Genomic DNA, 13,509 nt, shown 5'->3' on the forward strand with positions numbered 1-13,509 from the left:
CCTCAAGCCTCAGAGTTGCATAATACAAAAAAGTATAAAAACATCCGTAATGATTTTCAAACAGAGCTCTAAATTAGAAATTTAATTAAGAAATTCTAATCTTTTCTTCATTTCTGTTTGCAAATAATTACGGACAAATCCTATACTTTCTTACTATGCTAAATGCCTGTGGAACAAATTATTGACTAATTTTAGTCGCTATCTTATAAAATTCATAAATACCTTGTCTTCAACTTTAGGTTCTTCTACTTTGTCTTTACCAGCATCTACAAGTTTTAAAAGCCATGACATATTTTTTCCGAGGACTCTCATAATCTGCATTCCCTCTTCATCTTGAGTTGCGTCGCCTGGTGCAGTACCAAAAACTACATTCCAATAATTTGATGTAGGCATTGCCATTTCTGAGTAATTAATATAATTATTTAATTGATCAAATGTTGGAATACCACCTGCACGCCTTACTGCGACAACACTAGCTCCTACTTTATGTCTAAGCATGCCTCCATTTGTAGATGTTACAAGAAATGCACGATCTAAAAATGATTTCATAGTTCCAGCTATTGCGCTGTAATGTACAGGTGAGCCTAAAATAATTCCGTCAGCCTCTTTCATTTTTTGAATCCATTCATTAACCTCATCATTCTTAATAACACACTTTTCATTCATGTTTCTACTACATCCGCCACAGGCTAAACATCCACGTATCTCTTTATTTCCTACATGAATAATTTCTACCTCTATATTCTCTTTTTTAAGTTCTGTAGCTACAGCTTTTATAGCCTCATATGTATTTCCATTTTTATTAGGACTCCCGTTAAAAGCAAGTACTTTCATAATATACCTCCATATAATCTTCATTTATTTAAAACCTGTGTTCATTATAATGCTTCCCTATTTAACTTGCTAGTACGCACTATTTAGTTAGTTACCTTACCTTTAGGTAAGATTCTTACACTTTAGGTAAGATTCTTACACTTTAGGTAAGATTCTTATAAATATCTATACCTATTTAACATTATGTATAAGTTTGCTTATATTAATTTGCTCCTATATAATTAAAGCTAATATGTTATGGGTTTACCAAAAGCCCCTAAATATATAAATAATTAAAGGTAGGTACCCTAATGATATACTGTAAAGGTAAAGAATATATATGTTTATTAGATTATGCAATGGATTTTATCCGAGGCAAGTGGAAGTCAGTTTTGTTATGTCATTTATATGATGAACCTAAAAGATTTTTAGAACTTCAAAGAATAACTATAGGTATAAGTCAAAAGGTATTAAATGAAAACCTTAAGGAATTAATAAATGATGAATTAGTTGGTAAGAAAATCTATGCAGAAATTCCACCCAAAGTTGAATATTACCTTACCGATAGAGGAAACGCGCTAACTAAAATTATTAAAGAAATTGAAAATTGGTCTATTAGCCATTATTCGCACTTGTTGAAGTAATTCTTAATATTAAAATAGCCCCTCCCTACATAAACTGTAGAAACGGACCATTTTAATTATGCATTCCATAAACTAAAACTACTTAATCAACTTATTTTCTCTAAGGAAGTCTTCTGCAACTTTTGCTGGAGCTTGTGCTTGTTTATCAACCTTATAATTTAATTCTATCATTTTTTCCTCAGTAATTTTTCCACTTAATTTGTTAATTAAAGGCTTAATTTGTGGATATTTCTGAAGGGTTTTACTATTAACTATTGGTACACAATCATAATTCGGGAAGAAATGTTTATCATCTTTTAAAACCTTAAGTTTATATGACTTTAATAATCCTTCTGTCGTAAAAGCATCTATAACATCTACTTTTTTATTCCCTATAGCTGTATACCTTAGTCCTCCATCAATTGAATTAAATTCCTTAAATTTAAAATTATATACTTTACTTATTCCTGAATACCCATCTGCTCTATTACAAAATTCTAATGTAGCACCTAGTTTAAGCTCGTCTCCCACCTTTGCAATGTCTGAAATAGTCTCTAATTTATATTTCTTTGCTGTGTCTTGTCTTACTGATAATGTATAAGTATCGTTAAATCCAAAAGGTTTGAGCCAAATTATACCATAGTTTTTAAGATAATAATCACTTACCACTTTATATGCTTTAGCCGGATCATTAATTGGTGCTTTCTTCATAATACCAACCAAACTCATTCCAGTATATTCAGGATACATATCTATTTTACCAGTTTTTAACGCTGTATATGCCAACCCCGAACCGCCTAAATTTAACTTTTTTTCTACTTTAATTTTTGTGTTTTTTTCTATTAGCGTTGCTAATATATTACCTAATATAATTTGTTCTGAACTGTTGTAACACCCTACAACAATTGTGTCGGTTTTTCTTGTGGCCATAAATATGCCACTACCTACTAACACAACTACTAAACAACTAGCTATAATTTTTTGTATTTTGTTAAATTTATATCTTTTTTTCCTAGACAGTTTAATTGTACCATCTGCTTTTCTAATTCCTGGAGGTGTAACCCCTTCTTCGATTTTCGCTACAATAGCATCCATTAACAGTGCGAGTAAACATGCAGGAATCGCTCCGGCTAGAATCATATTGTTATCTACAGTTTGTACACCTGAGAATACCATGTATCCAAGTCCACCTGCACCTACAAATGCTGCAATCGTCATAAGCCCAACAGCTGTAACTGCTGATATTCTTATTCCTGTCATAATTATAGGAAATGCAAGTGGTAATTGAACTAGCTTAAGTATTTGTTTACTCGTCATTCCCATACCCTTAGATGACTCAATTACATCTGGATTTATATTCATAAGTCCAGTATATGTGTTTTTTATAATAGGAAGTAATGAATATAAAAACACCATTAGTATCGCCGGTGCACTACCTATTCCCATTACTGGTATTAGAAACCCGAGTAATGCTAAACTAGGTACTGCTTGTATTAGATTAGCAAAACCTATAACTGGTCCCGCTAACTTCTTAACTCTAGATATTAATATACCTAAAGGAATTCCAATAATTATAGCTATAAGCACAGCAAATACTGTTAATTCGATATGCTGAAGTGTTAAATCTATTATCTGCCCATGTGTTTGAAATATAAAATCTTTAAAACCAACTATTGAATGTATTATTCCCATTACTCCTCATCCTCCTGGTTAATATACTGATTGCTTAAAACAATTAACAAACTACTCTCAGTAATTAGCCCAACTAATTTTGAACCATCATCTACAACTGGCACATATCCGATTTTAAGTTCATTCATTAGATTTAATATATCTACTAAAGAGTCCTCTAGATTAACAGTTTTAATTTCTGTGCCCATAATAGTATTTACCCTTAGAGAACCTGTGTAATTTCTTATAATATCTTTTATTGTAACAATTCCTTCTAGCTTATCTTGTTTATTAATAATTAACAAACTGTCTACTTTGTTTGCCTTCATAATTTCTAAAGCTTGTACTACTGTTCTATTTCCACTAGTTGTAATTGGCTCCGTAATCATAATATCTTTAGCTCTTATAAATCCTGGTTGCTGCCATATTCTATTTTTCCCTATAAATTCTTTAACAAAATCATTAGCAGGATTATTTAGAATTTCTTCTGGAGTATCATACTGAACAATATTTCCATCCTTCATAATACATATTCTATCACCAAGCTTAAGTGCTTCATCCATATCATGAGTTACAAAAACTATTGTTTTTTTAGATTCCTGTTGAAGATTAAACAACTCATCTTGAAGCTGATTTCTGGTAATTGGGTCTAGTGCGCTAAAAGGCTCATCCATAAGAATTACATCCGGATTTGTTGCCCAAGCTCTTGCAACTCCGATTCTTTGTTGCTGACCTCCACTTAACTCACATGGATATCTGTTTATATACTCTTCTGGCTTCATTCCAACCATTTCTAAGAGTTCATTTGTCCTTGCAAGTATCTTTTCTTCTGGCCATTTCTCAAGCATTGGTATTATTCCAATATTTTCACCTACAGTCATATGTGGCAAAAGTCCTGTTTGTTGTATGACATATCCCATATTCCGTCTAAGCTTAATGGTATCCTCCTTAAATATATTTTTACCATCTAAGTTTATACTTCCTGATGTCGGTAAAATTAATTTATTAATCATTTTTAAGGTTGTGGTTTTACCGCAACCACTCTGTCCTACTATAACTACAAATTCTCCCTTATTTACAGTAAAACTAATGTCGTTAATTACGGTTTTATTCTTAAAAACCTTCCTTAAATTCCTAAACTCTAACATATAACCTCTCCTCAATATAATAATGCATCATTAGCTAATTTACACCAATTAGAACTAACAACTTATATGATATCATAGGCGTGTCTGTTTGGAAAACTCCATAAACTGTGAATAGATGTGGCAGTTCTATCAATATTAGGGTACAGTCGATATATACATAAAAACGGTTCATATGCTACGTATTAGTGCGTTTATTGGCTATATGGCATTTTCATGGTCGGTTTGTGTTTTGGAAAACCTTCTTTCATTTAAAAAAATATTATAGAATTAATATAGCAGAAAATGAATAGTATATTATGAATGTTTAATTTATCTTAATATTGAAATAAATATATTTCAGGAGATGATTTCTTTGAATCCAACTATTATTTTATTGTTGATTCTTGCCGCTGCCATATTTGGCAAAGCAAATTCGGTCGCCATTGCAACATGTATTTTACTTATGGCAAAACTTTTAGGATTGGACAAATATGTGTATCCACCTCTTCAAAAGAGCGGAATGACATGGGGACTAATACTTCTTATAGCTGCCATTATGATACCTATAGCTAACGGTACCATAACATTCGTAAACATAAAAAGTGTATTTACATCCTGGATAGGCATAACAGCTTTAGTTCTTTCTTTTTTAACAACATATTTAAGCGGACAAGGTTTAAACTATCTTACTGTTCAGGGTCATAGTGATATAATGCCTGCCATGATAGTCGGAGCAGTTGCAGCTGCATCATTTTTAGGTGGAGTACCCGTAGGTCCACTTATTACATCTGGAATACTTGCGGTATTTTTGAAAACTATTCATAAATGAATAAAAAGCAATACGTGTATTTATTTAAATACGCGTATTACTTTTTATCACTACATTCTCGTAACTTCTCTATAGTTTTTTCAATTACGGCTTTCATAGTCATGTGAGAAGTATCAATAACTAAATCATAGTTACTATCATTATCTATATCAATGTTATATATTTCATTAAACCTTGTTACCTCGAGTCTTCTTCTTCCAATTATCCTCTCTTTGGCCTCTTGCACACAAGTATAATTTTCACACTCTCCTCGATTGCTTTCCATAGCACGTTCTACTGCAATATCTATATCCACTTTGAAATAAATCTTAAAAGAGTTTGGTATGAAATACCAAGCAAGTCTGGCATCAAAAATAAAGTTTTCATTCTCTATGCCAATTGCCATGGTCCTATTGTCAACCTCATGATCTAAATTGTTTTGGAACACATAATCATTGTATTCCATAATAGACATACCTTTTTCTACCGCAAGCCTTCTTTGTAATTCACCCACACTAAAATAGGTATAATCCATTACCTCACATACACCCTTAGCAACACTGCTCTTTCCCGAATATAAATCCCCTGTTATAGTTATTTTCAATTTCACATCATCTCCTATACTTAAGAAATATTAAAAACTTTACATCACCAGAGGAACTAGCTCTATCCCTCTCCTTGTTCTCATTCTTATATATTACCACAATTACTATATTTTTAAGAACAAATCAGAAAATTCATTTTCTTTTACAATATTATGATAATATAGGAAATTGCGGACTGAGCCTTTAATATGGTATTATGTATTTAATAAAATAATCATCTAGGAGGTTATTATGGAAGGACAAAAATCATCTTACGCAAATCGAAAAAAACATTATGAAGATTTATTAAAAAAACAAACCCAAACCATAAGTTTTATAAGCTTATTGAGATTAATAATCTTTGTAGCCGGAATAAGCTTTTCAATTTTCTTCTATATGCGAGATACTTATTACTTAAGTGTTTTTGTATTAACTACAACACTTATCACATTCATAACATTTGCAATAAAACATAAAAAAATAAAGTATAATAAAATCCGCTGTACTATTTTATGTGAAATTAATGAAAATTCCCTAAAACGTCTCGATAATAATTGGAAGGGTTTTTCTGATAGTGGTCAGGACTTTGTTGATGAAACCCACAGCTACTCAAGAGACCTAGATATATTTGGTGATAACTCTCTTTTCCAATGGATAAACACCTGTGTAACTTACCTAGGACGTCAAAAACTTAAGGAAACGCTCCAAAAACCTAAGTATAATATCGAAGAAATATACAAAAGGCAGAAAGCCGTAAAAGAGCTCGCTAAAAATATTGGATGGACACAAAGATTTGAAGCAGAAGCAATCCTTAGTGAAAATAAAAATCATGATCCAAAGGAATTATTTAAGTGGGTAGAGGACAAAAATGAATTTTTCCTAAAACCGGTAACTATAGCCGTAATAAGAATATTGCCAATAATAACTTTATCTCTTCTAGTATCCTCTTTTATTTTATCCGTAATATCATATAGAATATTTATGTTAGCAATCGTCCTCCACATAATACTTCTTTTAATTGGATATAAAGAAGTAAGTAGAAATTTGGACACCGTGTATCAATATAAAGATTCTATTCTTATATATAATAGATTACTTAAGCACATAGAAAAGAAAAAGTTCGACTCAGAATACTTAATAAAATTAAAAGAAAAGCTTATAAATAAAGCTGGAATGAAAGCTTCCACTCAGATTAAAAAATTGGCAAATCTAGTAACTGTAATATCTGACAGAAAAAACATTTACTATTTCCCTATAAATATACTTACTCTATGGGATTATCAGTGTTTAATTAATCTACAACGCTTTAAAAAAGCTAGTTCATCCTCTTTAAAAACATGGCTTGAAGTTATAGGTGAAATGGAAGCACTAAATAGTTTATCAACCATAGCCTTCGAACACAGTGATTGGGCTATGCCAAAATTCCACGATAGTCCACCTATATTCGATGCTAAAAAGCTCGGTCATCCATTACTTGGAGATAAGAGAATATACAATGATATTCATATAGACAAGTCGCAAAATGTTATTTTAATAACAGGATCCAACATGTCAGGTAAAAGCACACTACTTCGTACAACAGGTATTAATTTGGTTTTAGCCTATACAGGCGCTCCTGTGTGCTGTGAAAGTTTTACCTGCTCTATAATGGATATTTATACTTGCATGAGGACAAGTGATAATTTAGAAAAAAATATTTCCTCCTTCTACGCAGAACTTTTAAGAATAAAAAAACTTGTAACTGCAACCGAAGATAAGACCCCCATTTTTTTCTTATTAGATGAAATTTTTAAAGGAACTAACTCTATTGATAGACATACCGGTGCTAAAGTTTTAGTTGCAAAACTAAGTAATGAAAATGCTTTAGGTTTTGTATCTACACATGACCTAGAACTTGGTGACATAGAAAAAACAAATAGAAAAGTTAGAAATTATCACCTTCGTGAATATTATAAAGATGATAAACTATACTTTGACTATAAATTACGAACTGGTGTTTCTACCACTAGAAATGCACTATACTTAATGAAAATGGCTGGACTTGAAATTCCTAGCGATATTGATCTTCCTAAATAAACTCAATTTTTTTTAATATTTATTATTTTTTTAAACTAAAACTATCAAAATGCATGTAATGTATTTTGATAGTTTTTTTTATTTTTTATAATCAAAAGATTTTCTCAACTGTATTATACTATCTCCATCAATATTGTAAAGTATTGCATTCTTGATGTCAGTCTTACTATGGGAATCAAGCTTGTTATAAGTAGATTTAATTCTAGCTTGATCTGTCTTAAACTCATAAGAAGGATTAGTTTCAAGTTTGCCTACAGTTGAAATCATTATTGATATCACCTGTTTCTCCTTTTGTGACTGAACTTGCGAATATGCATTATTTAGCTCGCCATGTACCTTTATTAACAAAAGGCGCTTATTTGCAGCTTTCACTAGGACATCTTTGGTGTTTCTTTCCTTTTTTCGAGTAACATATTTAGACTTTTCAACCTCACCTCTTATAATTTCTAATTCTTTTTTTTTATCAATACCTGAAGTTTTATTTTCTGCTTTTTTACTCTCATCTACATCCCTTTGAGTTATCTTAAGAACACCACCTTTTAACATGGTATTTTTACTTTTATTTAAACCCTCAGTTGAATTCGTTTTTCTAAGATTTACCTTACTATTAGTTGATATTATAAATAAAAAGACGACAAATACTCCCAATAAAATAATCAATGACAATGATAGCATTTTTTTCTTTTTTTGATTACATTTTTTTATTCTTTTGTTTTTCGTCATATTTCCCCTTTTTCTGCTTGATATCAATATGTTATCATATTCATAATCATTTTACACTTTGATACAGATTGTTAACAAAAAATTTATCCATGTTTTAGTGTAACTTTTTAAATAATAAAATTACCACACCATTTTTGATTAACAATTTAACCATGTATATATTTTAGCAATTTCCCTATGTTTCAATAGGTTTTTAATATTATTTTAGAGCAAAATAGTAACATAGTAATGGAGAGAAAGGAGAAATATAATCCTATGAAAATTAATTTAAAGTTAAAAAATTTTATTATAATAATTTCCATAATTGCTCTTTTAAAAGGTTACTTTTTATCCAATTATGCCAGCAAAACTAAAGACTATAAAGATAAATATGGTGTTTATCTAGTCTTAGCTGAATGATTCAATAAAATACAAAAAAAATAAAAAAATTGTATATGCTAACCTAAGGATATAATTGCCCTTAAGGAAAGTTTATACAATTTTTTTAAAATATATAAATTATTTATTACCTTTAAATCCTTGTCTTTCAAGTGATTCTTTCACTTTTGGATAATAAAAATATTTATATGTTCCTGATATATCCTGGCTCCATGAATTGCTAAGTCTACCATTTGTTACTTTTATCATATGATCTTTAACTACTTTATCATATTTTTTAATTTTTGATTTCAACTCTAAAGAATCTTTATTGTAAACTTCTTTATTATAAATCACATCTTTAGGAAATCTTGGTTTAACTTCTGACTTATCAGCCGGATGACCAATGACAAGTCCTACCATCGGATATACAAGTTCAGGTAATTCTAAAAGTTCAGCTACTGCCTCCGCCTCTTTTCTGATACCTCCTATTGGTACAATTCCAAGACCTAATGACTCTGCTGCAGCTATCGCATTACTAAGTGCCAATCCTACATCTACTGCACCTACTAATTTTGCTTCTTCACTTTCAGTAATTACAAACTCTTCGCCATTAATTTCAGACGCAAGCTTAGCTCTATAAAAATCTGCACAAAACACTAAGAAAACAGGTGCTTTATCAACATAAACTTGATTTCCCACAAGTTTTGATAACTTATTTTTCTTCTCAATATTTTGCACACTAATTATAGTAACTTGTTGCCCATTTATAGAAGAAGGAGCAGCTTGACTAGCTCTTATTATTAGGTCTAAATCTTCCTCACTTACAGCATCAGATTTATAATCTCTAACTGATCTATGATCATTTAATAATTTAATTACTTCATTCATATTGTCGTCTCCAGTCATTTATTATTTGTTAATAATTCTTATTATTTATATAATACTCTCTATCATTTCCTTTGTCAATATTTAGTCTATGTTTGTTAATGTCTTTTAAGTCCACTTTGGTTTTTAATGAGTTGCAGATAAAATCTTCTAACTTCTTTTATTATTTACCCTTGTTTCTTAAAAATCTCCAAAACCTATATATTCACCATTAAATCTACTTTCTAAATACTGTGATGCATCTTTAACGGTTTTAAAGAAACTAACCTCATAATTATTTTTTTCAAGTGCTAAAATAGTTTTTTCAATATTCATGATTTTACTATACCTCCAATGTTTTTTAATTATATCTGTTTATATAAATGTTTTAATAATAGTATTTTCTTTCTATAATCATCTTCATCCTTTAAAATAATATTCTTTTGAGGTAAATTAAATAAAACTTTAACACTTTCATCGTACTTACTAAGATTTTCATTGGTCTCATCAACTAAATTAAGGTTGCATAATGATTTCTCATATTCATCATCAGTAAGTATTTTATTGCTCTTTAAATCATTAAGTGTTGAGAGTATGTCAACATCAAATTTAATTTTATTGCTATGTTTATTATCAGTATATATTTTATTCAATTGATAAAATGCAGGACTGAAAAACCCAATTAACCCAAATAAAATAATACCAAATTCTCCAGCTTGACCATCTATATTTAAAATTACCGATCCCAATATTAGACCTAAAAATCCACAAATTATTGAGTATATAATTAACTTCATAGCCACCACCCCTTCTTCACAATAAAAAAGATAAAAACCAAAGATAATATTATAAAATATCTCCCAGCTTTTATCCTTCAATTAGCACAATTAAACTCTGTCAAATTAAATCATCTTTTATACCCTGTCCCCCCCTAGACCCATCCTAGTATGAATTTCCTCCGGAAGTGACTTGAAATAAGAAGTGCAGAAACAATTGAAATCCCATTTAGAAATTCTTGTTTTGCGAAAGCAAAACATTAGAATTTCTTAATGAGATTTCACGTTTCAAACTCTTATTTCAAGTCACCTAGGAGAACTTTCAAAGGATAACTCTTATTTACTGTATCCTTCTGGATGACCTTTATGCCAATTCCATGCAGTTTCTATAATAGTTTCAAGAGAAGCATATTTAGGTTCCCATCCGAGAACTTTTTTAGCCTTATCACTAGAAGCTATAAGTACCGCTGGATCTCCTGCACGTCTAGGCGCCATTTCAGCCTTTATGTTAATTCCAGTAACTTTTCTTGTTGCTTCAATAACCTCTGCAACAGAAAATCCTTTTCCATTTCCAAGATTACAAGTTATACTGTCCTCTCCTCGTCTAAGCCTCTTCACCGCAAGTAAATGAGCACTAGCAAGGTCAGTTACATGAACATAATCTCTAACACAAGTACCATCCTCTGTTTTGTAATCATCACCAAATATCATTATCTTCTCTCTTTGTCCAAGTGCTACCTGAAGAATAATAGGTATCAAATGAGATTCTGGTCTATGATCTTCTCCTATTTTTGAGCTTATATGTGCACCTGCTGCATTAAAATATCTTAAAGCAGTATATTTTATGCCATAAGCATTATCACACCATTTTAATATTTTTTCAACACATAGCTTTGACTCTCCATAAGGATTAGTAGGAAAAGTCTTATCATCTTCAAGTATAGGAATATTATCTGGCTCACCATAAGTCGCTGCAGTCGATGAGAACACTATATATTTAACCTTATGATCTCTCATAGCCTTTAATAAATTTACTGTAGAACCAATATTATTTTCAAAATATTTTAAAGGTTCTACAACACTCTCACCAACTAATGAATCTGCTGCAAAATCTATAACTGCATCTATAGTATTCTCCGTAAAAACTTTGTTAAGTATAACATCATCTCTTAAATCTCCACAATATAGCTTTCCACCTATTAATGCATCATGATGTCCCTTTTGAAAATTATCTAAAACAACTACCTCTTCACCTTTTTCTAAAAGTTCAGCTACCATATGACTTCCAATATACCCTGCTCCACCACATACCAAAATTGCCATTAACTAAATTCTCCTCTCATAAAGCTCTTTATTTAATCTATAATCATTTTAACACATTTTTTCTATTAGTCATAAATTTGTTATTCGGTTACATTATTTCTATACAGTTGACACTACAGTGCCTCGTGGAATATAATAAATTATCTTAATTACTTAAGCTTTTTAGTACTGTGCTAAAAGGCTATTTTTATGGGAGGTGGTATAAATGGATTCCGGACCTGGTCAGAATACATATTGTGTAAAGTTTAATATTATTATAGAGAGAGAATTCATATATACTAATGCGCAAGTACCACTATTTTGAAACTTTTCCCTATAGCCACAATTAGGAGGTACAACATGTCACATAAATTAAACGAAATAGAACTAACTGAATTTTTATTAACTGAGTCTATAGATGAAGTAAATAAACTTATTCAATTTATTCATCCTGCTGATATTTTAATAGCTATTAGGCAATACGAAGGATTTAAGCTGGATTTATTTAAAAAACTATCCCCAAATATTATTGCAGATATTATTGATGATGCGGATGATGATGAAAAATACGCTCTCCTATCAATTCATGAAGGTATCATGCAAAAGAAAATCATACATGAAATGTCCTCAGATGAATTAGTTGATTTACTAGAAGCTGTAACAGACGACGAAGCTAAAAACATTATGATAAATATGGATAAAGAAGATGTTGATGAAGTAACAGAATTATTAACCTACCCTCCAGATAGTGCAGGTGGAATTATGGCAACGGAGTTTGTCAGTATAAAAGAAAATATGACTATCGGCGAGACTCTGCATTACCTTCAGAAGGAAACACCTGACGTAGATAATGCCTATTATATATATGTTGTTGATGATAATGCTCTTTTAAAGGGAGTTATATCCCTTCGAGATATCGTAATTAACAGCTTTAATGTAAAAATATCTGATATTATGAATGATAATGCCATGAGTATACCTGTTGATATGGATAAAGAAGAGGTCGGTCACATATTTGAAAAATATGGTTATTTAACTATGCCCGTAGTAAATGAATTTATGCAGATTTTAGGGATAGTAACTTCAGATGATGTAATGGAAATTCTTAGCGATGAACATACTGAAGATTTATATCGTCTTGCAGGTATAAAAGAAGATGAAAAGGTTACTGGGTCACTTAAGTCTGCTGTGAGAAGTAGATTACCTTGGCTATTTGTAAATTTATTAACTGCAATCCTTGCAGCCGCAACCGTTAGCCTTTTTGAAGGAACCATACAAAAAGTCGTAGCCTTAGCCACCTTCATGCCAATAGTTGCAGGTATGGGAGGTAATGCAGGCACCCAAACCCTAACTATTATTATTCGTAGCATAGCCCTTGGGGAAATAGACGCTAAAAATTCCCTTAAAATATTATTAAAGGAATTCGGTGTAGGTCTACTTACAGGTATCGCAATGGGGGTTGCTGTAGCAATTTTAGGTTACTTATGGGAAAAGAATATTGTTTTTGGAGTAGTTATTGGTCTTTCTATGGTTTTAAACATGGTAGCTGCAACCATATCAGGTTTTACAGTCCCAGTTATACTAAAGAAACTCAATATTGATCCAGCACTTGCCTCTGCTGTATTTGTTACTACAGTAACCGACGTTTTGGGTTTCTTTTTCTTCCTAGGTCTTGCAACACTATTTTTACCTTACTTAATATAAAAAATAAAAAAGTATATATTACGCTTATTGCAATACTATTAATGCATTCACTTCGCTAAGAACTATACGTAATATATA

The 13,509-nt window shown here is 30.9% G+C and carries 14 protein-coding genes; 5 read left to right on the forward strand and 9 right to left on the reverse strand.

Translation table 11 applies throughout. The features are described from left to right. Positions 1-198: 198 nt before the first annotated feature. Positions 199-834 carry a flavodoxin family protein gene (locus tag A7L45_RS20360; RefSeq protein WP_071614477.1) on the reverse strand — a complete coding sequence of 212 codons (636 nt, stop codon included), beginning with the start codon at positions 832-834 and terminating at the stop codon, positions 199-201. 290 nt (positions 835-1,124) lie between these two features. On the opposite strand from A7L45_RS20360, the gene A7L45_RS20365 reads away from it, so the two are divergent. Beyond that, positions 1,125-1,457, forward strand: a complete 333-nt coding sequence (locus A7L45_RS20365; RefSeq protein ID WP_071614478.1) for a winged helix-turn-helix transcriptional regulator — start codon at positions 1,125-1,127, stop codon at positions 1,455-1,457. Positions 1,458-1,535: 78 nt separating this feature from the next. Here the strand turns inward: A7L45_RS20365 and A7L45_RS20370 are convergent, their stop codons facing one another. Continuing rightward, positions 1,536-3,128 (reverse strand): ABC transporter permease/substrate-binding protein, encoded by a 1,593-nt coding sequence (locus A7L45_RS20370; protein ID WP_084647529.1) that lies wholly within the window; start codon positions 3,126-3,128, stop codon positions 1,536-1,538. Continuing rightward, positions 3,128-4,255 carry an ABC transporter ATP-binding protein gene (locus A7L45_RS20375; protein ID WP_071614479.1) on the reverse strand — a complete coding sequence of 376 codons (1,128 nt, stop codon included), beginning with the start codon at positions 4,253-4,255 and terminating at the stop codon, positions 3,128-3,130. Before A7L45_RS20375 ends, A7L45_RS20370 begins: the two co-directional genes overlap by 1 nt. Positions 4,256-4,607: 352 nt before the next feature. On the opposite strand from A7L45_RS20375, the gene A7L45_RS20380 reads away from it, so the two are divergent. Beyond that, the gene (locus tag A7L45_RS20380) at positions 4,608-5,063 is read left to right on the forward strand and encodes a DUF441 domain-containing protein (RefSeq protein ID WP_151553531.1); all 456 of its coding nucleotides are present in this window, start codon (positions 4,608-4,610) and stop codon (positions 5,061-5,063) included. Positions 5,064-5,100: 37 nt separating this feature from the next. Here A7L45_RS20380 and A7L45_RS20385 read toward each other — a convergent pair whose 3' ends face one another. Beyond that, positions 5,101-5,652 (reverse strand): cytidylate kinase family protein, encoded by a 552-nt coding sequence (locus tag A7L45_RS20385; RefSeq protein ID WP_207647750.1) that lies wholly within the window; start codon positions 5,650-5,652, stop codon positions 5,101-5,103. A 226-nt stretch (positions 5,653-5,878) separates the two neighbouring features. Here A7L45_RS20385 and A7L45_RS20390 point away from each other — a divergent pair, with 226 nt between their 5' ends. Beyond that, positions 5,879-7,702, forward strand: coding sequence for a MutS-related protein (locus tag A7L45_RS20390; protein ID WP_236900463.1), 1,824 nt, complete (start codon positions 5,879-5,881; stop codon positions 7,700-7,702). 78 nt (positions 7,703-7,780) lie between these two features. On the opposite strand, the gene A7L45_RS20395 is transcribed toward A7L45_RS20390, so the two are convergent. Continuing rightward, entirely contained in the window at positions 7,781-8,425 is a 645-nt protein-coding gene (locus tag A7L45_RS20395; protein WP_071614483.1) for a hypothetical protein, read from the reverse strand. Between the two features lie 255 nt (positions 8,426-8,680). Between A7L45_RS20395 and A7L45_RS23620 the strand changes: the two genes are divergently transcribed. Beyond that, positions 8,681-8,824 (forward strand): hypothetical protein, encoded by a 144-nt coding sequence (locus A7L45_RS23620; RefSeq protein WP_153882488.1) that lies wholly within the window; start codon positions 8,681-8,683, stop codon positions 8,822-8,824. Between the two features lie 99 nt (positions 8,825-8,923). On the opposite strand, the gene A7L45_RS20400 is transcribed toward A7L45_RS23620, so the two are convergent. From A7L45_RS20400 to galE, 4 genes are all read right to left on the reverse strand, one after another. Continuing rightward, a complete protein-coding gene (locus tag A7L45_RS20400) occupies positions 8,924-9,673 on the reverse strand; it encodes an NADPH-dependent oxidoreductase (RefSeq protein ID WP_071614484.1) in 750 nt (249 codons plus the stop codon). 177 nt (positions 9,674-9,850) lie between these two features. Next, positions 9,851-9,985, reverse strand: coding sequence for a hypothetical protein (locus A7L45_RS24140; protein WP_257786557.1), 135 nt, complete (start codon positions 9,983-9,985; stop codon positions 9,851-9,853). 29 nt (positions 9,986-10,014) lie between these two features. After that, positions 10,015-10,446, reverse strand: coding sequence for a hypothetical protein (locus A7L45_RS20405; RefSeq protein WP_071614485.1), 432 nt, complete (start codon positions 10,444-10,446; stop codon positions 10,015-10,017). A gap of 315 nt (positions 10,447-10,761) precedes the next feature. Then, positions 10,762-11,748: a UDP-glucose 4-epimerase GalE gene (gene galE / locus A7L45_RS20410; protein WP_071614486.1), complete on the reverse strand. Its 987-nt coding sequence runs from the start codon at positions 11,746-11,748 to the stop codon at positions 10,762-10,764. A gap of 339 nt (positions 11,749-12,087) precedes the next feature. On the opposite strand from galE, the gene mgtE reads away from it, so the two are divergent. Continuing rightward, a complete protein-coding gene (mgtE, locus tag A7L45_RS20415; RefSeq protein WP_071614487.1) occupies positions 12,088-13,431 on the forward strand; it encodes a magnesium transporter in 1,344 nt (447 codons plus the stop codon). Positions 13,432-13,509: the final 78 nt, after the last annotated feature.

Source organism: Clostridium estertheticum subsp. estertheticum (assembly GCF_001877035.1).
Taxonomy (GTDB): domain Bacteria; phylum Bacillota; class Clostridia; order Clostridiales; family Clostridiaceae; genus Clostridium_AD; species Clostridium_AD estertheticum.